This is a genomic window from Mesorhizobium sp. M0909, assembly GCF_040319515.1.
Classification (GTDB): domain Bacteria; phylum Pseudomonadota; class Alphaproteobacteria; order Rhizobiales; family Rhizobiaceae; genus Mesorhizobium.
Genome location: NZ_JAMYOA010000013.1, coordinates 77,670 through 101,461, shown reverse-complemented (window position 1 = coordinate 101,461; position 23,792 = coordinate 77,670). Strand labels below are relative to the sequence as shown.

24 protein-coding genes are annotated in these 23,792 nt (G+C 62.5%); 11 read left to right on the top strand and 13 right to left on the bottom strand.

What is annotated here, in order from left to right:
- Positions 1–39 precede the first annotated feature (39 nt).
- Positions 40–846 (top strand): DUF72 domain-containing protein, encoded by an 807-nt coding sequence (locus NKH83_RS20450; protein WP_352807106.1) that lies wholly within the window; start codon positions 40–42, stop codon positions 844–846.
- 45 nt (positions 847–891) lie between these two features.
- On the opposite strand, the gene NKH83_RS20445 is transcribed toward NKH83_RS20450, so the two are convergent.
- From NKH83_RS20445 to urtA, 6 genes are all read right to left on the bottom strand, one after another.
- Positions 892–1,092 carry a hypothetical protein gene (locus tag NKH83_RS20445; protein WP_023674857.1) on the bottom strand — a complete coding sequence of 67 codons (201 nt, stop codon included), beginning with the start codon at positions 1,090–1,092 and terminating at the stop codon, positions 892–894.
- Positions 1,093–1,308: 216 nt separating this feature from the next.
- On the bottom strand, positions 1,309–2,004 hold the full coding sequence (gene urtE / locus NKH83_RS20440) for an urea ABC transporter ATP-binding subunit UrtE (RefSeq protein WP_352478978.1): 696 nt from the start codon (positions 2,002–2,004) through the stop codon (positions 1,309–1,311).
- A 70-nt stretch (positions 2,005–2,074) separates the two neighbouring features.
- Positions 2,075–2,821 carry an urea ABC transporter ATP-binding protein UrtD gene (gene urtD / locus NKH83_RS20435; RefSeq protein ID WP_254817380.1) on the bottom strand — a complete coding sequence of 249 codons (747 nt, stop codon included), beginning with the start codon at positions 2,819–2,821 and terminating at the stop codon, positions 2,075–2,077.
- Positions 2,822–2,828: 7 nt separating this feature from the next.
- On the bottom strand, positions 2,829–4,061 hold the full coding sequence (urtC, locus tag NKH83_RS20430) for an urea ABC transporter permease subunit UrtC (protein WP_352806986.1): 1,233 nt from the start codon (positions 4,059–4,061) through the stop codon (positions 2,829–2,831).
- Positions 4,058–5,674, bottom strand: coding sequence for an urea ABC transporter permease subunit UrtB (urtB, locus tag NKH83_RS20425; protein ID WP_352806985.1), 1,617 nt, complete (start codon positions 5,672–5,674; stop codon positions 4,058–4,060). Before urtB ends, urtC begins: the two co-directional genes overlap by 4 nt.
- Positions 5,675–5,775: 101 nt before the next feature.
- Positions 5,776–7,086 carry an urea ABC transporter substrate-binding protein gene (gene urtA / locus NKH83_RS20420; RefSeq protein WP_502895595.1) on the bottom strand — a complete coding sequence of 437 codons (1,311 nt, stop codon included), beginning with the start codon at positions 7,084–7,086 and terminating at the stop codon, positions 5,776–5,778.
- A 301-nt stretch (positions 7,087–7,387) separates the two neighbouring features.
- Here urtA and NKH83_RS20415 point away from each other — a divergent pair, with 301 nt between their 5' ends.
- Complete coding sequence (locus NKH83_RS20415) at positions 7,388–7,783, top strand: hypothetical protein (protein WP_023674851.1); 396 nt, start codon at positions 7,388–7,390, stop codon at positions 7,781–7,783.
- Between the two features lie 49 nt (positions 7,784–7,832).
- Here NKH83_RS20415 and NKH83_RS20410 read toward each other — a convergent pair whose 3' ends face one another.
- Both NKH83_RS20410 and cckA read right to left on the bottom strand, forming a co-directional pair.
- A complete protein-coding gene (locus NKH83_RS20410; RefSeq protein WP_254817383.1) occupies positions 7,833–8,543 on the bottom strand; it encodes a purine-nucleoside phosphorylase in 711 nt (236 codons plus the stop codon).
- An 83-nt stretch (positions 8,544–8,626) separates the two neighbouring features.
- Complete coding sequence (gene cckA / locus NKH83_RS20405) at positions 8,627–11,200, bottom strand: cell cycle histidine kinase CckA (protein ID WP_352806983.1); 2,574 nt, start codon at positions 11,198–11,200, stop codon at positions 8,627–8,629.
- Between the two features lie 201 nt (positions 11,201–11,401).
- Here cckA and NKH83_RS20400 point away from each other — a divergent pair, with 201 nt between their 5' ends.
- Positions 11,402–12,160 carry a hypothetical protein gene (locus NKH83_RS20400; protein WP_352806981.1) on the top strand — a complete coding sequence of 253 codons (759 nt, stop codon included), beginning with the start codon at positions 11,402–11,404 and terminating at the stop codon, positions 12,158–12,160.
- 82 nt (positions 12,161–12,242) lie between these two features.
- On the opposite strand, the gene dksA is transcribed toward NKH83_RS20400, so the two are convergent.
- Positions 12,243–12,659, bottom strand: a complete 417-nt coding sequence (dksA, locus tag NKH83_RS20395; RefSeq protein WP_023674847.1) for an RNA polymerase-binding protein DksA — start codon at positions 12,657–12,659, stop codon at positions 12,243–12,245.
- A 262-nt stretch (positions 12,660–12,921) separates the two neighbouring features.
- On the opposite strand from dksA, the gene NKH83_RS20390 reads away from it, so the two are divergent.
- The 4 genes from NKH83_RS20390 to NKH83_RS20375 all read left to right on the top strand — a co-directional run bounded on the left by NKH83_RS20390 (position 12,922) and on the right by NKH83_RS20375 (position 16,699).
- Positions 12,922–13,425, top strand: coding sequence for a SixA phosphatase family protein (locus NKH83_RS20390; protein WP_352806979.1), 504 nt, complete (start codon positions 12,922–12,924; stop codon positions 13,423–13,425).
- Between the two features lie 62 nt (positions 13,426–13,487).
- Complete coding sequence (locus NKH83_RS20385; RefSeq protein WP_352806976.1) at positions 13,488–14,966, top strand: YcjX family GTP-binding protein; 1,479 nt, start codon at positions 13,488–13,490, stop codon at positions 14,964–14,966.
- Positions 14,963–16,057, top strand: a complete 1,095-nt coding sequence (locus NKH83_RS20380) for a YcjF family protein (protein ID WP_352806974.1) — start codon at positions 14,963–14,965, stop codon at positions 16,055–16,057. The genes NKH83_RS20385 and NKH83_RS20380 overlap by 4 nt, the downstream gene beginning before the upstream one ends.
- An 87-nt stretch (positions 16,058–16,144) precedes the next feature.
- Positions 16,145–16,699 (top strand): hypothetical protein, encoded by a 555-nt coding sequence (locus NKH83_RS20375; protein WP_352806971.1) that lies wholly within the window; start codon positions 16,145–16,147, stop codon positions 16,697–16,699.
- 61 nt (positions 16,700–16,760) lie between these two features.
- Here the strand turns inward: NKH83_RS20375 and NKH83_RS20370 are convergent, their stop codons facing one another.
- Entirely contained in the window at positions 16,761–17,027 is a 267-nt protein-coding gene (locus tag NKH83_RS20370) for a hypothetical protein (RefSeq protein WP_352478988.1), read from the bottom strand.
- Between the two features lie 220 nt (positions 17,028–17,247).
- Here NKH83_RS20370 and NKH83_RS20365 point away from each other — a divergent pair, with 220 nt between their 5' ends.
- Together NKH83_RS20365 and NKH83_RS20360 are read left to right on the top strand one after the other, a co-directional pair.
- Positions 17,248–19,083, top strand: coding sequence for a monovalent cation:proton antiporter-2 (CPA2) family protein (locus tag NKH83_RS20365; protein ID WP_352806967.1), 1,836 nt, complete (start codon positions 17,248–17,250; stop codon positions 19,081–19,083).
- Between the two features lie 17 nt (positions 19,084–19,100).
- A complete protein-coding gene (locus NKH83_RS20360) occupies positions 19,101–19,652 on the top strand; it encodes a DUF924 family protein (RefSeq protein ID WP_502895594.1) in 552 nt (183 codons plus the stop codon).
- A gap of 24 nt (positions 19,653–19,676) precedes the next feature.
- Here NKH83_RS20360 and folK read toward each other — a convergent pair whose 3' ends face one another.
- The 3 genes from folK to folP are packed head-to-tail and all read right to left on the bottom strand — an operon-like array spanning position 19,677 to position 21,381.
- A complete protein-coding gene (folK, locus tag NKH83_RS20355) occupies positions 19,677–20,189 on the bottom strand; it encodes a 2-amino-4-hydroxy-6-hydroxymethyldihydropteridine diphosphokinase (RefSeq protein WP_352806964.1) in 513 nt (170 codons plus the stop codon).
- Positions 20,173–20,532, bottom strand: a complete 360-nt coding sequence (gene folB, locus NKH83_RS20350) for a dihydroneopterin aldolase (protein WP_023674838.1) — start codon at positions 20,530–20,532, stop codon at positions 20,173–20,175. The genes folK and folB overlap by 17 nt, the downstream gene beginning before the upstream one ends.
- A gap of 3 nt (positions 20,533–20,535) precedes the next feature.
- Positions 20,536–21,381, bottom strand: coding sequence for a dihydropteroate synthase (gene folP / locus NKH83_RS20345; protein WP_352806961.1), 846 nt, complete (start codon positions 21,379–21,381; stop codon positions 20,536–20,538).
- Positions 21,382–21,477: 96 nt separating this feature from the next.
- Between folP and NKH83_RS20340 the strand changes: the two genes are divergently transcribed.
- Positions 21,478–22,095: a DUF922 domain-containing Zn-dependent protease gene (locus NKH83_RS20340; RefSeq protein WP_352645545.1), complete on the top strand. Its 618-nt coding sequence runs from the start codon at positions 21,478–21,480 to the stop codon at positions 22,093–22,095.
- Positions 22,096–22,304: 209 nt separating this feature from the next.
- On the top strand, positions 22,305–23,786 hold the full coding sequence (locus NKH83_RS20335; protein WP_352507856.1) for an MDR family MFS transporter: 1,482 nt from the start codon (positions 22,305–22,307) through the stop codon (positions 23,784–23,786).
- Positions 23,787–23,792 lie beyond the last annotated feature (6 nt).

Here is a 23,792-nt window from a genome sequence, read left to right as displayed (position 1 = left end):
CCATCGCGTGATCCTTTTCTGCAAACCGGGAGGACGACCATGACTCAATCAGGAACAATCCGCGCCGGCATGGGCGGCTGGACCTTCGAGCCGTGGGACACGTCCTTCTACCCGGACAAATTGTCGAAGGCCAAGCAACTGCATTATGCCAGCCGGCAGGTGCCCACTATCGAGGTCAACGGCACCTATTATTCGAGCTTCAAGGAACCGACCTTCGTCAAATGGGCCAACGAGGCGCCGGATGGTTTCGTCTATTCGCTGAAGGGCAACCGCTTCGTCACCAACCGCCGCGTGCTCGGCGAGGCCGGGGATTCGATCATGCGCTTCCTCGGGTCGGGCGTCGCGGCACTTGGCAACAAGCTCGGGCCAATCCTGTGGCAGTTCGCGCCGACCAAGAAATTCGACCCGGACGATTTCGAGGCCTTCCTCAAGCTGTTGCCGGAAAAGCAGGACGGCGTTGCGCTGCGTCACGCGGTCGAGGTGCGCAACGACAGCTTCGTCGTGCCGGAGTTCGCCGCCTTGGCGCGAAAGCACAAGGCCGCCATCGTCTATGCCGACCACGCCAAATATCCGGGGATTGCCGACGTTACCGGCGATTTCATCTATGCGCGGCTGCAGACCGGCAACGACGACAATCCCGATTGCTACACGCCAAAGGCGCTCGACGAATGGGCGGCGCGCGCAAAAACCTGGGCGGAAGGCAAGGTGCCGAACGACCTGTCGCGTGCCGACCCTTCAACCGAGGCGCCGGTCAAGCCACGCGATGTGTTCGTCTACTTCATCACAGAGGGCAAGGTCCGCGCTCCATTCGGCGCCATCGCCCTGATGAAGCGGGTCGCAGGCTGACGCCCCGCTGTCGGTGGTCCGCCTGGCTTGGTCCTAAACTACCGGCTATGCGGCGCGTTCGTCCGGACGCCGATCAACCCTGACGATCTCGTTAAAGGCATCGAGATCGACATAGAAGACCTTGGTGATCTCCGCGATGAGTTCGTCGTGGTCATACCCCTGCGATTTCAGAATGTTGATGGCTGTCAGGATGTCGACGCGCTCCGTGAGCCGTCGTTTCTGGTAGTCCTCGACATAGCGCTCCATTGACTGGCCCTGGCTCCCAAGCACCCGAAATGTTGGACGACAACAGATCGCTGGAAGGGAACGGCTTGCGCGCAAGCGTGCCGACGCAGCCGCGCCTTCCCCTGATCTGCCAAGTTGAAACTGGTACGGAAAGCGGCCGACTCACCAAGGCCAAGCAAAATCTAGCACGCAATCTGCAGCGCGCCAGAGTTGCAAAGTAATAGAATCAATAAGAATTCAGACGGTCAGGAATTTGCGGACGTCCGCCCGGTCGAGATCCTCGGCCGGGCCGGTATGAACGATCTGGCCACGGTCCATGATGTTGACCTCGTCGGCCAATTCCCGGCAAAAATCGAGATACTGTTCGACCAAGAGCACGGCGATGCCGGCCTGGTCGCGCAGATAGCGAATGGCGCGGCCGATATCCTTGATGATCGACGGCTGAATGCCTTCGGTCGGCTCGTCGAGCACCAGCAGCTTCGGCCGCATCACCAGTGCCCTGCCGATGGCAAGCTGCTGCTGCTGGCCGCCGGAAAGATCGCCGCCGCGGCGCGCGAGCATCTGCTTCAGCACCGGAAACAATTCGAAGATGTGACCGGGAATGTTGCGGTCGGCGCGCTTCAGCGGCGCGAAGCCCGATTCGAGGTTTTCCCGCACCGTAAGCAGCGGAAATATCTCCCTGCCCTGCGGCACGAATGCGATGCCCGACCGGGCGCGATCATACGCCGCGCTCCGGTCGAGCGCCTTCCCCTCGAAGGCAACACTTCCGCTCGTCAGCCGGTGATGGCCGACGATCGATCTCATCAAACTGGTCTTGCCGACGCCGTTGCGACCGAGCACGCAGGTGATCCTGCCGGCGCCGGCTGTCAGCGAGACACCGCGCAGCGCCTGAGCGGCGCCGTAATGCAGCGTGGCATTGGAGACTTCGAGCATGGTCAGCGCTTTCTCCAACGCGTGAAGAACGAAAGGTCGAAATGATGGAACGGAACGCGCCAGACCATGATCATCTCCCCAGGTAGACTTCGACGACGCGCTCGTCGGCCGAAACGAAGTCGAGGCTGCCCTCGGAAAGCACCGAGCCTTCGTGCAGGCAGGTAACCTTGACGCCGAGCTCGCGCACGAAATGCATGTCGTGCTCGACGACGATGACCGAATGGTCGCGCGCGATATCCCTGAGCAGCCGCGCGGTTTCCTCGGTCTCGGCGTCGGTCATGCCGGCAACCGGTTCGTCGACCAGCAGCAGCAGCGGATCCTGCGCCAGAAGCATGCCGATCTCGAGCCATTGCTTTTGGCCGTGGCTCAGATTGGCGGCGAGTTCGTCGCGCTTGTCGCCAAGCCGGATGATACCGAGGATGTCGTCGATCTGCCGCACTTCCGCGGCCGAGCGACGATGGAACAGTGCCGGGAAGATCGAGCGCGGGCCATTCAGCGCCAGCATCAGATTGTCCTCAATCGTGTGGCTTTCAAAGACGGTCGGCTTCTGGAATTTACGGCCGATGCCCATCATGGCGATTTCGGCCTCGTCGTGTTTGGTCAGGTCGACCTCACCGTTGAAGAAAACCTCGCCCGCATCGGGCCGCGTCTTGCCGGTGACGATGTCCATCATCGTCGTCTTTCCAGCGCCGTTGGGGCCGATGATCGCCCGCATCTCGCCTTTGTCGAGCACCAGCGAAAGGTTGTTGATGGCGCGAAACCCATCAAAGGAAACCGAGACGCCGTCGAGATAGAGGATGGTGTTGCTCTTCGACATCACGCCATCACTCCGCCGGCTGCGGTTCGGCGCTGGAGGCCGACCAGTCGCCCGGCCTTCTCGCCGCCGAACGGTCGGTTTTCGGCGGCACCGGCGCATCGGGATCGATCCCGGCTTCCTCGGCAACCGAGGCCGCCCGCAACGCCTTGGCGTTGCCGCGCCAGGAATCCCACATGCCGATGATGCCCTTGGGCAGGAACAGCGTGACGGCGACAAACAGTCCGCCCAGCGCAAACAACCAGAATTCCGGCAGCACGCCGGTGAACCAGGATTTACCGGCATTGACCAAAAGCGCGCCCATGATCGGCCCGACGATGGTGCCGCGCCCGCCGACGGCGGCCCACACCACCACCTCGATCGAATTGGACGGCTCGAATTCGCCAGGGTTGATAATGCCGACCTGCGGTACGTAAAGCGCACCGGCGATGCCGGCCATCACCGCCGACACGGTGAAGGCGAACAGTTTGACGTTCTCCGCCCGCCAGCCGAGAAAGCGCGTGCGGCTTTCGGCGTCGCGCACCGCCATCAAAAGCTTGCCGTATTTGGAACCGACGATTGCCCAGGTGACGAAGACGGCAGACGCCAGCATGACGGCGCTGGCCGCGAACAGCGCCGAGCGTGTCATGTCGGCCTGCACGTTGAAGCCTAGAATATCCTTGAAGTCGGTCAGGCCGTTATTGCCGCCGAAACCCATGTCGTTTCGGAAAAAGGCAAGCAGCAGCGCATAGGTCATCGCCTGGGTGATGATCGACAGATAGACGCCGGTGACGCGACTGCGGAAGGCAAACCAGCCGAAGACGAAGGCGAGCAGGCCGGGTACTGCAAGCACCATGATTGCGGCAAACCAGAAATGGTCGAAACCGTACCAGAACCACGGCAGTTCCTTGTAGTTCAGGAACACCATGAAGTCCGGCAGCAGCGGATTGCCGTAGACGCCGCGCGAGCCGATCTGGCGCATCAGATACATGCCCATCGCATAGCCGCCGAGTGCGAAGAAGGCGCCGTGGCCGAGCGAGAGGATGCCGCAATAGCCCCAGACGAGATCGAGGGCCAAGGCGAGCAGCGCATAGCAGAGATATTTGCCGGTGAGCGCGACGATATAGGACGGCACGTAAAACGCACTTGTCGGCGAGACCGCAAGATTGAGCAGCGGCACGACGATCGCAACCGCCAGCAGGATGAAGATGGTGATGGCGACGCGGCGGTCGGCGCCGGCGGCAAAGAAGCGTCGCGTGATCATGCTTCCACCGACCTGCCCTTGAGCGCGAACAGACCGCGCGGGCGTTTCTGGATGAACAGGATGATCAGCACCAGGACGACGATCTTGCCGAGGACCGCTCCGGCATAGGGTTCGAGGAATTTGTTGACAATGCCGAGCGAGAAGGCGCCGACCAGCGTGCCCCAGAGATTGCCGACGCCGCCGAAGACGACGACCATGAAGCTGTCGATGATGTAGCCGCGGCCGAGATTGGGCGAGACATTGTCGATCTGGCTGAGCGCGACACCGGCGATGCCGGCAATGCCGGACCCTAATGCAAAGGTCAGGGCATCGACCCACGGCGTCCTGATGCCCATAGAGGCGGCCATCCGGCGATTGGCGGTGACGGCACGCATCTGCAGCCCCCAGGGCGTGCGTTTCATCACGTAAAGCAGCACAGCGAAGGCGCCGAGCGCAAAAGCCAGGATCCAGAGCCGGTTCCAGGTGACCGAAAGCTGGCCGATCGCGAACGAACCTGACATCCACGATGGGTTGCCGACCTCCTGGTTGGTCGGCCCGAAGATGGTGCGCACGGCCTGCTGCAGGATCAGCGAGACACCCCATGTCGCCAGCAGGGTCTCCAGCGGCCGGCCATAGAGGAAGCGGATCAGCCCGCGCTCGATGACAAGGCCGACGAGCGCCGCCACCAGGAAGGCCAGCGGCAGTGCGATGACCAGCGACCAGTCGAACAGGCCGGGAAAGGAATTGCGGATAACCTCCTGCACGACGAAGGTCGTGTAGGCGCCCAGCATGACCATCTCGCCATGCGCCATGTTGATGACGCCCATGACGCCGAAAGTGATGGCAAGGCCAATCGCCGCCAGCAGCAGCACCGATCCGAGCGATATGCCGTACCAGATATTCTGGCCGGCATCCCACAGCGCCAGCGTCGAATTGATGTTGGATATCGCCGCAGTCGCCGCGTCCTTCACCGCACCTTCGGAAGTGGCCTCCACCGACGTGAGCAGCGACACCGCATCGCGGTCGCCGCGCCCACCGATGAGCGCGATCGCCGCCAATTTGTCGGCCTCCGGCCTGTCTGAAACGAGAACCGACGCGGCGTGGGCTTGTTCGAGCAGCGCCTTGACGCTTGCCGCGCTCTCATTGGCGATCGCGGTGTCGAGCGGCTCGATGTTTGCCGCGTCCGGCGTCTTGAACATGGTGTCGGCGGCGGCAATGCGCACCGCCGGATCCTTGGAGCCCAGCGTCAGCGTGCCCAGCGCGTCGCGGATGACGCGGCGCAGCGTGTTGTTGACCTTGATCTTGGTGATGTCGGCCTTGGCTGCTTCGCCAGACTTTTCGCCGGTGAGCGCATCGAGCAGTTCGATGCTGTCGCCGCTCTCCTTGCCGACAAAGACTACTGAATCGGCCTTGCGGACGTAAAGGCTGCCCTCCGCAAGCGCGGCAAGCGGCCGTTCGACGGCTGTGTCGCCGGTTGCCGCAAGCTCGCGCACGACGGCTTCGATCGCTGAAAAATTGGAGGCGGTGGCGAGTTTGGCGACGACCGCGCGCAGATCGGATTCGCTGGCGTTCGACGGCAGCAGCATTCCCAGAAGGAGGAGCAGCATCAGGCCAATCGCGCGGATCAGGATCATCGGTTTCCGGTGGCTCTTGGAGGTTGAATGTCGCCTCCGGGCAGGCTGGAGGACGAGCCCGCCCGGAGGCTTTTGCGGTCTGGGAGGACAGACCGGGAGGATCAGTTGGTTCCCTTGCCGCCGCATTTGCCTGTGGCGACATTGAAGTTGCCGCAGGACAGAGGCGCGCGCCAATCGGAGATCAGGTCCTTGGAGTCAGGCAGGTAGTCGGACCACTCGTCGCCCATTACCAGGCCCGACGTCTGCGAGACGGTTTCGAACTGGCCGTCGGCCTGGATTTCGCCGATCAGCACCGGCTTGGTGATGTGATGGTTCGGCATCATGGTTGAATAACCGCCGGTCAGGTTCGGCACCGAGACGCCGACCATGGCGTCGATGACCTTGTCCGGATCGGTGGTGCCGGCCTTCTCGACCGCCTTCACCCACATGTTGAAGCCGATATAGTGGGCTTCCATCGGATCGTTGGTGGTGCGCTTGTCGTTCTTGATGAACTTGTGCCAGTCGGCGATGAACTTCGCGTTCTCGGGCGTATCGACGCTTTCGAAATAGTTCCAGGCGGCGAGATGGCCGACCAGAGGCGCAGTGTCCAGACCGGCAAGCTCTTCCTCGCCGACCGAGAAGGCCATGACCGGGATGTCCTCAGCCTTGATGCCCTGGTTGCCGAGCTCCTTGTAGAACGGCACGTTGGCGTCGCCATTGACGGTCGAGACGACGGCGGTCTTCTTACCGGCCGAGCCGAATTTCTTGATCGCCGAGACTTCGGTCTGCCAGTCGGAGAAGCCGAACGGCGTGTAGTTGACCATGATGTCTTCGGCGGCAACGCCCTTCGCCTTCAGATAGGCCTCGAGGATCTTGTTGGTGGTGCGCGGGTAGACGTAGTCGGTGCCTTCGAGCACCCAGCGCTTCACCGAACCGCCATCCTCGCTCATCAGATAATCGACGGCCGGAATGGCCTGCTGGTTCGGCGCCGCACCGGTGTAGAACACGTTGCGCTCGCTTTCCTCACCCTCATACTGGACCGGGTAGAACAGGATGTTGTCGAGCTCACTGAACACCGGCAGCACCGATTTGCGCGACACCGAGGTCCAGCAGCCGAACACCGCGGCGACCTTGTCCTTCGAGATCAGCTCGCGCGCCTTTTCGGCGAACAGCGGCCAGTTGGAAGCCGGATCGACGACCACTGCCTCGAGCTTCTTGCCGAGCAGGCCGCCCTTGGCATTCTGCTCTTCGATGAGCATCAGCATGGCGTCCTTCAGCGTTGTCTCCGAGATCGCCATGGTTCCCGACAGCGAATGGAGGATGCCGACCTTGATGGTGTCGTCGGCCGCCTTGGCGGGAACGCTCATCAGCAGGCCGGCGGTGACCACGCCGGCCGAAAACATTTTTGCTATTGTCGAGAAACTGCCCCTCATACTTTTAAACTCCCAAGCTGGTTAACTGCATCGGAACAGACCATGCAACGGCTGTGCCAATCACCGGAGCAAGGTCGGAGGATTTGAGATTTCCCAGCTCTGTCAGTCGGTTAATGTATTAGCTGCAGGAGATGAACCTCGCCTGCTATGTTCGAAACGAGAAAGGATCACCCATATCAGCCTAAGTTTTGCTCACATATAGGCCAATGCCTGAATTTTGAGCAGCATCATATGAGTGCTGGCGAGGATTGCAGCGCCGCGGCGAAATGGGCAAGTTTGAACCCCTTTAACGAGCGATCAAATGGCTTTCAGAGCTTCTTGCATTTTCACTGCCATGCTTCTGCTGGCGGCGACGACCGTAGCGCGCGCCGGCTTCAGCGACGGCAAGCTGCCGGACGGCTCCTATCATTGCGAAGTCTACCTGCTTGGCATGTTCCTCAGCCTCGGCGACATCACCATCAAGGGAAACGTCTATAGCGGTCCTGTGAGCTTCGGCATCGCGCCGCAGAGCTACAATTACCAGATGGATGCAGACGGCGTGATCACCTGGCTAGGTCCGCTGGGTGGCTATACCAGTGGCGGCAATTCGATCTCGCTTACGCAGGCGACGCTGGAAAGCGGAACCACCCCGTCCTTCGACATCATCATGAAGCAGCCAGACGGCGCCTTTACCGCCTCGACCTGCACGAAGCGTTGAAAAAAGTACGGAACCTGGCGAGGTTCCGTACTCCGAAGCACAAAGCCGCCTAGCTCTCCGCCGCCAGATCGAGCGCCAGCCGGGTCATATCGGTGAAAAGCCCCTGGCGTTCGGAATAGTCGGTCTGCTCGCCGGTTGCCACGTTGTCGACGACGGTCAGGATCGACAGCGCCCGAGCGCCGAAATCGGCCGCAATGCGGTAGAGTGCGCTGGTTTCCATGTCCACGGCGAGCGCGCCCTGTGCCTGTGCTTCGGCAAAGCGTTCGCGCCCCAGCGGATGATAGAAAATATCGCTGCAAATGGTCAGCCCGGCCCGATGGTCGATGCCGAGTTCCGAAGCTCGGGCCAATGCCTGGGTCAACAATGCCGGATCGGGGCCGGCATCGGCACGATAGAGTCCAAAAACCTGGCCGCTCTCCGCATTTTCGCCACGCACCGATTGCGCGATCACCAGGCTGCGCAGCGCCATCTCGGCGGTCAGGCCACCGCAGGTACCAGTGCGGATCAGTGTTTTCGCACCATAGAAGTCCAGCAGCTCATGCACATAGACCAGGAACGAAGAGACGCCGATGCCGGTGGATTGGATGCTGACAGGTTTGCCGCGAAACAGCCCGGTAAAGCCGAGCGCGCCGCGGCGGCGGTTGACGCAGCGCGGCGCTTCCAGAAAGGTTTCCGCCATCCATTCAGCGCGCTGCGGGTCGCCCGGCAGCAGCACCGTGCTTGCGTAGTCGCCTTTGCTAGCTTCGTTGTGTGGCGTCACGGCATGCTTTCCAAAACCCGTCGCCCGTTTCGCCTGCAATCATGGCAGTCTCACGACATTGCGCAAGCGGAGCGTTGGAAGGGTCAGGATTCCAGCATGTCCTTTACGATCGTGGCCAATTGCTTGAGCGAAAACGGCTTCGGCAAGAAGCCGAAATGCGCGTCGGCCGGCAAGTTCTTGGCGAACGCGTCTTCGGCATAGCCGGACACGAAGATGAACTTGATGTCGGGCTGCCGTTTGCGCAATTCGCCGAGCAGCGTCGGGCCGTCCATTTCCGGCATCACCACGTCCGACACCACGACGTCGACCTTGCCGCCGAGCGCTTCGTAGACCTCAAGCGCCTCGACGCCGGACGACGCCTCGTGGACGGTGTAGCCGCGCGATTTCAGCGCCCGCATGCCGCCCATGCGCACGGCGTCCTCGTCCTCGACCAGCAGCACCGTGGCCGAGCCCGACAGGTCCTTGGCTGAGTCGGCGATCCTGGTAGGTGCGGCCGGCGCCTCTCCAGCCTCGCCCGCCTTCTTTGCCTCCGCAATGTGCCGCGGCAGGAAGATGCGGAACACGGATCCCTTGCCGACTTCGGAATCGCAGAAGATGAAGCCGCCTGTCTGCTTGATGATGCCATAGACCATGGACAGGCCGAGGCCAGTTCCCTTGCCAACCTCCTTTGTCGTGAAGAAGGGCTCGAAGATCTTTTTCAGCACATCAGGCGCGATGCCGCTGCCGCTGTCCTCGACCTCGACCAGCACATAGTCGGCCGGTGTAAGTTCGCGATAGGAAAAGGTCTTGCACTCCCCTGCGCTGACGTTGCGGGTACGTACGGTGAGTTCGCCGCCGGCCGGCATCGCGTCGCGTGCATTGACCGCCAGATTGACCACCACTTGCTCGAATTGCCCGATATCGACCCTGACCGGCCACAGGTCGCGGCCATGGTCGATCTTGAGCTTGACGTCGTTGCCGACCAGCCGGGCAAGCAGCATCCTTAGATCGGCGAGCACGTCGGTCAGGTTGAGCACCTCCGGCCGCAGTGTCTGCTTGCGCGAGAAGGCCAGCAACTGCCGCACCAGCGAGGCCGCCCGGTTGGCGTTCTGCTTGATGTTCATGATGTCCGGGAATGACGGATCGGACGGCCGGTGGTTGGTCAACAGCAGGTCCGAGGCCATGATGATGGCGGTCAGCACATTGTTGAAATCATGCGCGATGCCGCCGGCGAGTTGGCCGACCGCCTGCATTTTCTGGCTCTGCGCCATCTGGCCCTCGAGGGCCTTTTGCTCGGTGGTTTCCACGGCATAGACGATGGCCGATTCCTCGGCGCCCTCGCCGCCGGTGCCGTCAGCGACCGCATTGACGTAGAAGCGTATGTGGCGCTCCTCATTGCCGGGCAGCACCGTATCGATCGGCTCGATGTCAGCCTGTCGCTGGCGTGCCTTTTCAAAGGCCGCGGCGAAAGCCGGCCGGTCGCGCTCGTGGATCACCGTATCCAGCCGCACACGCCGATCGACCGCGTCGCGGTCGACGACCGAGGAAAACAGCGACAGGAACGGCGCATTGGTGCGCAGGATGCGGCCGGCATGATCGACGCCGGCTATCGCCATCGGCGTCGAGTTGAAGAACCGCGTGAAGCGTATTTCCGATGCACGGAGGTCGGCCGAAGCGTCCTCGCCTTGCGTCCGGTTGAGCACGATGGTGCGAGTCGGGCCGTTGAGCCCCTCTCGGCTGGCCGAGACACGATGCATGAAGCGCACCGGCAGCGCCTCGCCGGTCATCGTCGTCAGATCGAGGTCGATAACGGCATTGCGCGTGGTACCAGCGTCGGCCTTGACCGAACGGACCAGCGCCATGCCGTCGCCGGCGACGATCTCCGGCAGCGTGATGGCGCCGGGAGTGAAGCTGGCCAGGTCGATGCCCAGCCACTCCGCAAGGGTCGCGTTGATATAGGTGACGCGGCCTTCCTGGTCGGCCGAAAAGAAACCGGCCGGCGCGTGATCGAGGTGATCGATCGCCTTTTGCAGGTCGAGAAAGAACCGCTCCTGCTCGGCCCGTTCCTGCGAGATATCGGCAAGCTGCCAGGCAAGCATCGGCAGCCGCTGGCCTGGAACGCTGAACGCGCGGGCCCGGACGCGGTACCAGCGCGCGCCCGGTTCGGCGCCTGGCCGAATGGACTGCGCAAGCCGAAACTCGCCGTCGCCCGGCTGGCCGTCGCGCAGGCCGGACGCCAGCCGGTATATGGTCACCGAGGCCTCGGGAACGTCTGAAAGCAAACCTTCGACCGTCTTGATGTCAGCGGCCGACTCGGCACCCGTCATATCGGCATAGGTCCGGTTGGCGTAGATGATACGGCCTTTCGTGTCGGTGACCAGGAGACCTTGTGACATCGAATCGACGAAAGCTTTCGACAGTTCGTCGCTTGTCGAGCGCGGCGTGATATGCACGAAGCCGATCGCAGTGGCGAATAGAAAGCCGACGCCGATCATCGCCAGCACGCCAAGCATGCCGAGCAGGAATGGATCGCCAAGTCGCTCGCGGAAAAGGCCGAAGACGATCGCTGCCCCTGTCAGGACGACGATGAAAACGATGAGCCGGGTGACCGCGCCCGGTCGCGTGTTCTGGTCGACGATAGGTACCGGATAGAAATCGCCGCGCGCTTCCTTGGCCATGTGCCCCCTGCTCGTGAATTCCGGTGTCGGTTGAATCATATTCTCAGGGTCGGGAAAAGGCCCGGCGGCAGATGTCCGCTAAAAATGACGCCGTTCGGCTCCCGGTTTCGAGCTGTTCACGAAGCGTGAAAGGCAACTTGCGGTGGCCTGCCGCAACAGTCTAGTGTCGCCTCTCTTCGAAAGCTGATTTTGGGGGAACCAATGCTGCAATGGCTGGATGGCGTGGCGGGGCCTGGTTATGCCGCAGCAATCCTATGGACGTTTGCAGTACTTGTCCTGCTGCTCATCATTCTTCTTATCATCAGGCTGGTCCGCAGCCTGACATTCGGAACATTCGTCGCCGGCGGCAGGAACCGCAAGACGCGGCTGGCTGTCATGGATGCCACAGCGGTCGACAGTCACCGGCGGCTGGTGCTGGTGCGCCGCGACGATATCGAGCACCTGCTCTTGATCGGTGGTCCGACCGACGTCGTCGTCGAGCGCGACATCAGGCTCTCGGCGCTGCGCCGCCCGGCATTGACCGGAGACAGCAGCCACCAGCCGGCAGCAAGGCCAGCTCAGACCACAGCCGCGCCGGCGAGGCAAGCGCCGCCGCAGCCGGCAATCGCGGCCGCACCCCCTGTCCGAGCTCGCCAGACGGCGACGATGCCGGCAACAATGCCGGCGCCTACGCCGGCGCCGAAACCGGCATCGAACGTCACACCGTTGCCAAGTTATGGATCCGTCAATGCCAATGCGCCGCGGCATGCGCCGCAGCCGGCAAGACAGGACTCCCCGGCAAAATACGAGCCGCCGGCACAGCATGAGTCGATCGACGATGCGCTGATGAAGGAGCTGGAGGTTTCCCTCGACGAGCCACGCTTCAGCCAAACGGCGAGCAAGCCGGTGGCGAAGGCATCGCCCTCTCTCGACGACGAGATGACGAAGCTCCTCGGCGAGTTGTCCAATCAGAAAAGATAGGGCGATAGCGAACGGCCAATGAAAATGGCCGGAAAACCGGCCATTTTGAACGCTTTACCGATGCCGTGTTTTTCCCGCCGGCTCAGTCGTCGCGGTAGACCTTCTCGCGCCGCTCATGGCGCTCCTGTGCCTCGATCGACAAGGTGGCGATCGGGCGCGCGTCGAGCCGCTTCAGCGCGATCGGCTCGCCCGTCTCCTCGCAGTAACCGTAAGTGCCTTCGTCAAGGCGCTGGAGGGCCGAATCGATCTTGGAGATGAGTTTTCGCTGGCGATCGCGGGCGCGAAGTTCGATGGCGCGGTCGGTTTCGGAGGAGGCGCGATCGGCGAGGTCGGGGTGGTTGGCGTTTTCCTGCTGCAGGATTTCGAGAGTTTCGCGCGCTTCGCGCAAGATGTCGTTCTTCCAGGTGACGAGCTTCATGCGAAAGTAGGATTTCTGCCGCTCGTTCATGAACGGCTCGTCTTCGGAGGGTACGTAATCGGCGGTAACGATGTCGTTCATTCGACTCACCCAACAAACCCCAAATTTGGCGCCTATATATTCGCGGACCGAAAACTGCACAAGCGCAATCGACGACAGTTTCACGCATTTGTTTATGTGGGACAAACCGACATTGGCGACATCATTCGCATGAACGGCACGCCCGAATTCGCGCATGATTCATTATGCTTGAGGGGGCATCGGCATTGCGTGCGAAGCACTTCTGATGACTAATTCCTGCGGCCGCATTTGACCGGTCGGTACCCGACATATCGGGGGTTCCGTGACCAGACTTTACCTGCTGAGGCATGCGAAGGCCGGCTGGGCGCTGCCTGGCGTGACTGACTTCGACCGCCCGCTCGATCCATCCGGCTTCGCCGATGCCGAAGCGATGGGCGTGCTGATGCGTTCCCGCAAATACGCACCGGCCCTCACCCTTTGCTCAAGCGCCAGGCGCGCCCGCCAGACGCTGGAAAGCTTGGCTGGCCATACCAACACGGGCCGGGTGCTGTTCTGTGACACCTTCTACAGCGACGATGCCGCCGCGTACCTCACTGCCATCCGGCAGAATGGCGGGCTGGATGCCTTGCTCGTCATCGGTCACAATCCGATGATTGAGGATCTCGCCATGGCGCTGTCGGGCGACGGCAACGAGACCGCGCGGGCCATGCTGAACCACGGCTTCCCGACCTCCGCACTTGCCGTGGTCCGGTTCAACGGCAGACTTGCCGAGGCTGCGCCAGGCACCGGCTATCTCGAAGCCTTCCTGACGCCTGCCGATATCTGAGGCCATTTCAAAGCCGCGCATCAAAGCCTATATCGGAGCCTGACCGGCCCGCGAGAACAGATTTGGCATCATCGCTGACGACCTTTACCGACGAGGCCAAGATTGCCTTGGATACGTTGTCAGGCCGCGCTGCCGGGCTTTTCGCTCCGTCGCTGCGGCTTGGCGTGACCGGGCTGTCCCGCGCCGGCAAGACGGTGTTCATCTCGGCCCTTGTACACAATCTGGTCCATGGTGGACGCTTGCCGCTGTTTGAGGCACAAAAATCGGGGCGCATCGCCCGGGCTTTTCTCGAAGAGCAGCCGGACGACGCCGTACCACGCTTCCAGTACGAGGATCACATCGCGGCTCTTGTCGACGAGCGCGTCTGGCCGGATTCGACGCGTGCGATTTCCGAACTGAGGCTCACCATCGAATACGAATCGGCCTCTGGCTGGAGCCGCATGTTCTCCGCCGGCAAATTGTCGGTCGACATCGTCGATTATCCCGGCGAATGGCTGCTCGACCTGCCGCTGCTCGGCAAGTCCTACGCCGATTTTTCGCGTGAGGCCTTCGAGATGGCCGTGTTGCCGGTGCGTGTCGATCTTTCGCGGGAATGGCGGGCGCTCTCCAATCCGGTCGACCCCAACGCCGACGCCGACGAGATGACGGCGCGCCGTCTCGCCGAGAGCTTCGCGGCCTATCTCAAGGCCTGCAAGCTCGACGAGCGGGCGCTTTCGACCTTGCCGCCCGGCCGCTTTCTGATGCCCGGCGATCTTGAAGGCTCGCCCGCTCTCACCTTCGCGCCGCTGCCGAATCTGGACGGCCGGCGCTCCCGCTCGGGATCGCTGCAGGCTATGATGGAGCGGCGCTACGAGGCTTACAAGACGCATGTCGTTAAACCGTTCTTTCGCGAACACATCACGCGTCTCGACCGCCAGATCGTGCTCATCGACGCATTGCAGGCATTGAATGCGGGCCCCGGCGCGATGGCCGATCTGGAGCGCGCGGTCACCGAAATCCTGTCCTGTTTCCGGCCCGGCCGGGGCAACTTCCTGACCGATCTGTTTTCGAGGCGCATCGACCGCATATTGGTGGCCGCGACCAAGGCCGACCACCTGCACCACGTAAGCCACGACCGCCTGCAGGCCATCGTGCGGCGGCTAGCCGACCGCGCCGTGGCGCGGGCGAATTTCACCGGCGCCGACGTCGACGTCGTCGCCATGGCGGCCATGCGCGCGACCCGTGAAGGCACGGTCAAGCAGGGCCGCGAGACTTTGCCGGTCATTATCGGCACGCCATTGCGTGGCGAAAAAATCAACGGCGAAACCTTTGACGGAAAGACCGAAACAGCCATATTTCCCGGAGACTTGCCGGAGAAAGTTGATGCCTTGTTCGACGTTTCCGAATCGATCCGCCGGCAGAACAATGACGACCCCGCAATCCGCTTCGTGCGCTTTCGCCCGCCGAAGCTCGAGCGCACCGCCGAGGGCGTCACGCTGTCGCTGCCACATATCAGGCTCGACCGCGCGCTGCAGTTCCTGATCGGAGATTATCTCGCATGAGTGCGCCCCGCAGACCGGCGGCCTTTCGCATCGAGCCGGAGCCCCAGCAGAAGGAAGATTCGACGGCTCGCTATGCTGGGTCCGAGGCCGCGCCGGCGCGAAAGCCGCGTACCGTGAAGGCGGATCTGGCCGTGGTCACACCGGCGGAGATCGACGTCTTCGACGAGCCTGATATCGTCGCTGCCGAGCCGCCGCCGGCGATTGCGCCGCGAAAACGTTCGCTGCTTGGCAGCCTGTTCTTCGGCGCGCTGGGCGTTCTGGTTTCGCTCGCCGTCGGCCTCTGGACCGACCAGCTGATTCGCGACCTGTTCGAGCGCGCCGAGTGGCTGGGCTGGCTGGCCGCCGGCATGGCCGCGATCGCCATCCTGGCGCTTCTGATCATCCTCGTGCGCGAGTTCATGGCGATTGCCCGGCTTGCCGAGGTCGAAAAGTTGCAGAAGCGGGCGCTCGATGCGATTGCCCGTGACGATCCGAAGACCGCCCGAGCCGTGGTCGACGAGTTGTCGGTCTTTGTCTCGGCCAAGCCCGAAACCGCGGCCGGCAGGCGCTCGCTGGCCGAATTGCGCGGCGAGATCATTGACGGCGGCAATCTGGTGCGCCTGGCCGAGACCGAGATCCTCGGCCCGCTCGACGCCCGCGCGAAGGTGATGATCCTCGAGGCGGCAAAGCGTGTGTCCCTGGTGACCGCGGTCAGCCCGCGCGCGCTGGTCGACGTCGCCTATGTCGTATTCGAAGCCGGCCGGCTGATTCGGCGGCTGTCGGAGCTCTATGGCGGCCGCCCGGGCACGCTTGGCTTCTTTCGCCTGGCGCGCAGCGTTCTTGCCCATCTCGCGGTCACCGGGTCGATCGCCGTCGGCGACAGTTTCGTCCAACAGATCGTCGGCCACGGCCTTGCCGCCCGGCTCTCGGCCAAGCTCGGCGAAGGCGTCGTCAACGGCATGATGACGGCGCGTATCGGCATTGCCGCGATGGAAACCGCAAGGCCGCTGCCCTTTAACGCCGTCAGGCGGCCAGGATTGGGCGATTTCCTCTCCGCGCTGACCTCCTTTGCGGCAAAGAAAGAAAAAGAAACACCCGTTTCCGGAACGTGACAATTGCCTTGAGGTGATAAAGCATTAACCAATCTTGTTCATGGTCGGAGGCGTCCAAATCAGTCTCTTTGTTGCCGGGTGTCGTCGATGAAAAGCGTTATTCTGTCCAGCGTGCCGCCGGTGGCCCTTGCGCTTGTCGCAACAGTCGGCATTGCCGGAAAGGCTACGGGGGCGGAACCGGACAAGCAGTTCTTTCGATCGGTCGAAGGCAAATGGGTCGGCCCCGGAGAAATCGTCGCCGGCAAATACAAGGGCACGAAATTCACCTGTAGCTTCACCGGCTCGACGCCTGACGGCAAAGTCGGCATGTCACTCGACGGCGGCTGCCGGGTCGGCATGTTCACCCAGCAAATGTCGGCAACGATCGAGCACAAGGGCCGCCAGGGCTACAAGGGCACCTTCATGGGCGGCGCCGGCGGTTCCGGCCTCGACATTATCGGTGGCAATGTCGTCGATGCGCACAAGGTGGTTTTCACCATCAACCGCAATCAGTTGCGCGGCGTGATGCAGGCGCTTGTCCCAGACGACAATTCGATGACGGTGACCGTTGCCGTGCGCGTCGACCAGCAACTGGTCCCGGTCATCGGCATGAAGTTGAAGCGGGTCGATGGGGTAGAAGTTGGCTCCATCGCTCCGAACTGAGCCTCCGGCATGAAAAAGGCGGCAGCCAAACGGCGCCGCCCTTTTGACATGCAATGGGCGCTCAGCCTTTGATCGCCGCAGTCAGCTCGTCATAAGCCTTGCAGGCGTCAGCCGCTGTTGTGCCACCCGGATACTTGGTTGTGACCGCCTGGACCTTGGCTGTGAGATCGGCTGCCTTGGCCGGATCCTTGGTAATCGCAGCCTGAAGCGCTGCAGTCATGTCCTGAGCCTTCTTGGTCAGCATCTCGGTCGTGCACTCCGGTGCCTTGGAACAGGCGGAGCCGGCAAGTGCCGCGATACCAACGGCAACCAGCAAAAACGTCTTCATGTCAGTCATCTCCTCAAAAAGGGCCGCGACGTGATCGTCGCTCACCCTCCACTGGCCGAAGCCGGGCGTCCTTAGCCGGATCGCTGGAACAAGCAACGCCCGGAGGCCCATTATCCTGTGCAGTGCAATATCGCTTCCACGACGCACCGGATTCGCACTGTTCGATCCGCCCCGAAGCCCCTATCTTGGCCGCTTGTTGCAAGAGAGCGGAACGGCAGGCATGGCGGCAGAGGCATCGAACAGCGATCTGATCCAGGTGGTGGCGCTGCTTGCCGCCGGCGTCGTTGCGGTGCCGATCTTCAGGCGCATGGGACTTGGCTCCATCCTCGGCTATTTGACGGCCGGCGTCGTGATCGGCCCGTTTGGGCTGCGCATCTTTTCCGAATCGGAAGCCATTCTTCATGTCGCCGAACTCGGCGTCGTCATGTTCCTGTTCATCATCGGACTGGAGATGCAGCCGTCACGGCTGTGGGGCCTGCGCCGCGAGATCTTCGGGCTTGGCGCGCTGCAGGTCGGCGTCTGCGCGGTCCTGCTGACCGGCGTCGGGCTGGCGGGAGGTTTTCCGATCGCGCAATCCTTCGTCGCCGGCGCCGGTTTCGTGCTCACCTCGACGGCCATCGTCATGCAATTGCTGGAAGAACGCGGCGAACTGGCCACGCCCAAGGGCCAGCGCATCGTTTCGGTCCTGCTTTTGGAAGACCTGGCCATCGTGCCGCTGCTGGCGCTGATCGCCTTCCTCGCGCCGGGCGGCGCCGATATGAGCCTGTCGGATCGGTTGACGGAGGTCGGTATCGGCCTTGCCGCGATCGTCGGACTGGTGCTTGCAGGACGCTATCTGCTCAATCCGTTCTTCCGTATCCTGGCGGATGCGCGCGCCCGCGAGGTGATGACCGCAGCCGCCCTTCTGGTCGTTCTCGGATCGGCGCTCGCCATGCAGCTTTCCGGCCTGTCGATGGCGATGGGCGCCTTCCTGGCCGGTGTACTCTTGTCGGAATCGACCTTCCGCCACCAGTTGGAGGCCGATATCGAACCGTTCCGCGGCATTCTGCTCGGGCTGTTCTTCCTCGCTGTCGGCATGTCACTCGACCTGCATGTGGTCGTCGTCAACTGGCAGCTCATTGCCATCTATGTCGTCGCCTACATGATAATGAAGGCGATCGGCATCTATATCGTTGCCCGCGTCCTCAAAACCGGCCACCGGGAAGCGCTCGAGCGCGCGGTCTTCATGGCGCAAGGCGGCGAATTCGCCTTCGTCCTCTATTCCGCAGCAGCGGCAGTCGGGATCATCGATAGCCAGGCCAATGCGATGCTGACCGCCATCGTCATCATTTCCATGGTGCTGACGCCGTTGGCAATCATAGCCCTGCGGTATCTGACGCCGCGCGACGAGCAGTCGCTTGAAGGCATCGATGTCGCCAACGGCCTGACCGGCAGCGTGCTGATCATCGGCTTTGGCCGGTTCGGCCAGATCGCCAGCCAGCCGCTTTTGTTGCGCGGCATCGACGTATCGATCATCGACAATGAGGTCGAAATGATCCAGGCGGCAGCCGATTTCGGCTTCAAGGTCTATTATGGCGACGGCACGCGGCTGGACATCCTGCGTGCCGCGGGAGCCGGGCGGGCACGCGCAGTGCTGATCTGCGTCGACAAGCCCGATGCCGCCGTGCGCATCGCCGAACTGATCAAGGCGGAGTTTCCCTTGCTGACGGTGCTGGCACGGGCTTTCGACCGCGGTACGGCGTTGCAGCTCATTCGTGCCGGCGTCGACTACCAGCTCCGCGAGACCTTCGAATCGGCGCTTGTCTTCGGCGGCTCGACACTGGAAGCCCTTGGCGTCGACCCAGAAGAGGTCGCCGAGGTCATCGAGGATGTCCGTCGCCGCGACACTGCCCGTTTCGAACTTCAGCTGGCCGAAGGCATCCGCGCCGGGCGACGCTTTCTCAAAGGCAATATCGGCACCCCCATTCCGACGCCGCTCAGCACGCCACGACGCGCGGGCCAGGCGCTCAACGAAGAGACCGCCGGCGTGCTGCAGAAATCCGAACCGGCCGATTAAACCTTGGAATGACGCGAATGATGAACGAACTGGACGAGCGCGCTCTCTCCGTCACCAGATTCTGGCGCGACGCCGGGGAGGAGGCATGGTTCGAGAAGAACGACGCCTTTGATGCCGACTTTCGCACCCGGTTTTTCGATCTGCACTTCGCCGCCGCCGGCCGCGAATGTGACGGCTGGTCTGAACACGCCGAAGGGTCTCTGGCACTGATGATCCTGCTCGACCAGTTTCCGCGAAACTGCTTTCGCGGCACCGGCCACATGTACGCCACGGACCCGCTGGCGCGGCATTTCGCCGGGAAGGCGATCGCAGCCGGCCATGACCTGGCGCTCGACGAGGAACTCCGCGTCTTTCTCTATCTGCCTTATGAGCATTCGGAGGACCTCGCCGACCAGCTCAAATCGGTGGAGCTTACCGCCGCCAAGGCGCCGTCCTACCTGAAATATGCGATCGAGCATCGCGACATCATCCAGCGCTTCGGCCGTTTTCCGCACCGAAACAGGATGCTTGGCCGCGAGACGACAACGGACGAACAAATGTTCCTCGACGGAGGTGGGTTTTCCGGCTGATTTCGGGCACCGATGGCGGCAGCCTCAGGCCTTCCACCAATCCCGGCCTGAGGGCAGCCGTTCAATGCCCGATGTGTCGACGGCGGCCAGCCGCTCCGACACGCTCTTGCCGTCGACCACAAGCTCCGACGCAATTTCTGCCAGCGGTGCCAGCACGAAGGCGCGCTCCAGCATGCGCGGATGCGGCACCTCCAGCCCGGTCTCGTGGATAACGCGGTCGCCGAACACGAGAATGTCGATGTCGATCAGGCGCGGACCCCAGCGCTCCTCGCGCACCCGCTTCAGTTTTCGCTCGGCATCAAGGCAGAGATCCAGCAAGTCTCGCGGTGCGAGCGCGGTCGAGATTTCGGCCGCCGCATTGAGGAAATCCGGCTGATCGAGCTTGCCCCAGGGCGGCGTGCGGTAGAGCGACGAAACGGCAACGACGCGCGTGCTCTCATTGGCATCCAGAATTCCCAGTGCCGCAGCCATCGACCTCGCCGGATCACCGAGATTGCCGCCGAGACTGAGATAGACGGTATTATTCTGGCCAGACAACGGTCACCTCGACATGATCGAGCACACCCGGCACCGGGGCATTCGGCTTGCGCACGGTGATCTCGGCCTTTTTGATCTGCGGAAACCGCGCCGTCAGCGCCCTCGCCACTTCGAGTGCCAGCGCTTCGATCAGAAAGCGCCGCTCGCCTGTAATGATCTTCTCGATGACCGCAAAAGCGATGCCGTAATTGACGGTGTCCTCGATGGAATCCTCGACCAGCGCCCGCCCGGGATCCACCGTGAGTGCCGCATCGACATAAAAGCGCTGGCCGAGCGTCTCTTCTTCGTCCAGCACACCGTGCCGAGCGAAGAAGGCGCAGTTTTTCATGCGGATGACATACATGGCTCAGCTTTCCCCGATCTCACGCGCCAGCATAGCATCGGCAATGGCCAACACATCCACGTTGATTGCGACATCGTGGACGCGAAAAAGATGCGCGCCTTTGAGCCTCAGGATGACGCTGGTGGCCGCGGTTCCGGCGCCCCTTGCGGCTGCATCGCGGCCGGTGACGGTGCCGATAAAGCGCTTTCGCGATGTGCCGGCCATCAGTGGAAAACCCAGCGCACGAAGCTCGGAAAACCGTGCCATCAGGTCAAGATTTTCGGCGGCCGTCTCCTTGGCGAAGCCGAAGCCCGGGTCGAGCACGATATGGTCGTCGGCAACACCGCTCCGTCGCGCAACTTCCAGCGACTTCCTGAGGAAGAAGAGCTGATCGGCAATCACGTCGGGCAGTTTCTGTCGATCCCGTCCCGTGTGCATGATGACAAGCCCGGCGCCGGTTTCGGCCGCGACGCGGGCAATGCCCGGTTCGCGCTGCAGGCCCCAGACGTCATTGACGATATGTGCGCCGGCCTGGACGGCGAGCCGGGCCGTATCCTCGCGATAGGTATCGACCGAGATCAGCGTTCCGCCAGACGTCGCGAGCGCCTCGATGACCGGCAATATGCGAGCCTGCTCTTCCTTTGCGGAGATCGCAGACGCCCCGGGACGTGTCGATTCTCCGCCGATGTCGATGACGGAGGCCCCCTCCCCGACCATGCGGCGCGCCTGGTCAACTGCTCTTTCAGGCGCATCGAACAGGCCGCCGTCGGAAAAACTGTCCGGCGTGATGTTGAGGATGCCGACGACCACGGCCTTGCCACCAATGTCGAGATGGCGTCCGTGGGCTAACTGCCATCGCCCTGTCATCATTGCCCATCAACCATGTCCGATCCCGCGGCGTGGCCGGGGATCAATTCCGTTGCGCCGGAGACGGCGGTAAAGCAAGGTGGGCAAAGAGGCAACACGATGAAACGATCCTTCCTTTGCGCCCTGATGCTCGCCCTGACCGCATTCCCGGCCAGCGCTGCAACTCTCGTCAAGACATATAGTTATTTCCCGATCGGCGGCAGGACGCTCGACGACATCGAGACCCAGCTGTCGAAACTCGGGCCTCAGGTGAAAAGCACCGGGTCGCGGCATCCAGGCGCTACCCAGATGGCGTTCACCACCCGCGTCAGCTATGCGCAAAAGCCGGGCTCGTGCTGGATTGCCGACGCTGTCGTCACCGTCAAGGTCAAGGTGATCCTTCCGCAGTGGCGCCGCCCGCGCAAAGCCGATGCAGGCGTCAGGCTGTTCTGGGATACGTTGTCCGCCGACATCAAGCGCCATGAGGAACGCCACGTCGAGATTGCCAAGAACCATGGCCGCGAACTCGAAGACGCCTTGAAGGCGAGCTACCCGGAAAAGACCTGCGAACTGGCCAAGGCCAAGGCCGCAAAAATAACGGCGGCCATGCTCGCCAAGCACGACCAGGAGCAGATGCGCTTCGATCGTGTGGAAAGCGTCAATTTCCAAAGCCGCATCCTGCGGCTCTTGAATTACCGCATCGAGCGCATTGAGAACGGCCGACTCGCTCCCGGCTGAACTCCGCGTCGTCGGACAAAGCCAATTTTGCCGAAACATGGTGCCAGCTTCGAAAAACTTTCGAGCCGCTGTCGAAATCGGCCTATAGCGAACGACATATATCGAGTTCGCAGGGCTCATCTCAAGGCACGAGAACACGGCCAATCTGTACACTCGACGCAGTCCAGCGCCTCGCGGACGTGCACCCAAGCGTAATGGGATGAATGGATATGGACCAGGCTATCGACAAGCAAGCGATGGTGGAAACCAGCACGCCGCTGACCGAAACCGAGAAAAACGCCATCATCGGCGGCGTGCTTTTGTCGATGCTGCTGGCAGCGCTCGACCAGACCATCGTCGCGCCGGCGATGCCGACGATGGCACGTCTGCTCGGGCATGCCGAGTATCTGCCGTGGATCGTGACCGGCTATCTTCTGACCGCGACCGCCGTGGCGCCGCTCTACGGCAAGATCTCCGACATTTATGGTCGCCGGCCGACCGTCTATGCTGCAATCCTGATCTTTCTCGCCGGCTCGCTGGTCAGCGCCACCGCGCCCAACATGCTGGTCCTGGTTGTCGGCCGGGCGATCCAGGGCGCCGGCGGCGGCGGGCTGTTCGCCCTGACGCAGACCGTGATCGGCGACCTCGTGCCGCCGCGCGAGCGGGCTCGCTACGCCGCCTGGATCTCGGGCACCTGGGCCGTCGCCAGCATCGCCGGGCCGCTGCTCGGCGGCACCTTCGCCGAACATCTGCATTGGTCGCTGATCTTCTGGATCAACATTCCGCTCGGCCTGCTGGCGATGGCGATCATCAACAACCCGCTCAAGAAGCTGCCGATCGCCGCAAAACATCACCGCATCGACGGCCTCGGCGCGCTGCTTCTGGTCGCGGCCACCTCGCTGCTGCTGCTTGCCTTGAACTGGGGCGGCAGCGAGTATCCCTGGCTGTCGCCTGAAATCCTTGGACTGCTCTTCTGCTCAGCGGTGTTCTGGAGCGCGTTCGCGCTGAGGCTGCTGCGTGCGGCCGAACCGCTGATCTCGCTCGAAGTGCTCGGCAATCCGATCGTTCTCGCCGGGACGCTGTCGATGTTCCTGCTGCAGGCCGCCAATGTCGGCTTGTCGGTCTATCTGCCGGTCTACCTGCAATCGGTCGTCGGCCTGTCGGTCAGCGAATCGGGCACCGCGTTGCTTGGGCTGATGCTCGGCACGGTGGCCGGTGCGACCTTCAGCGCGCGAATGATCCCGCGCTTTTTCCACTATAAACGCATTGCCATGATCGGAACGGTTTTCTCGATCCTGTGCCTCGGCGTGCTCAGCCTGGTCGCCGGGCATGCCTCACTGTTGCTCGTCGAGGTGTTGACGACCTGCGTAGGCCTGGGCACAGGCACGACCTTTCCGGTTGCCACTGTCTCGGTCCAGAACGCCGTCGATCGTATGCACCTTGGCGTGGCGACCGGCGTTCTCACCTTCCTCCGCTCGCTGGGCAGTGCGCTTGGCGTCGCCATGCTTGGTGCCGTCGCCCTTGGCTACGGCCTGCCGCTGGCCAGCGAAGGCACGCAGCCGGCCGGCCATGTTGCCTCGGCCATGCCGTTCGTGATGATCTTTCTTGCAGCGGCCGCAACCTTGCTGTTGTCGTTCATCACGCTCTGGTTGATGCCGGAAAAAACGCTTCGCGGCCACGCCGAGGCTGTGGCCCCAGCGTTGGCGGAGTAGACCGGC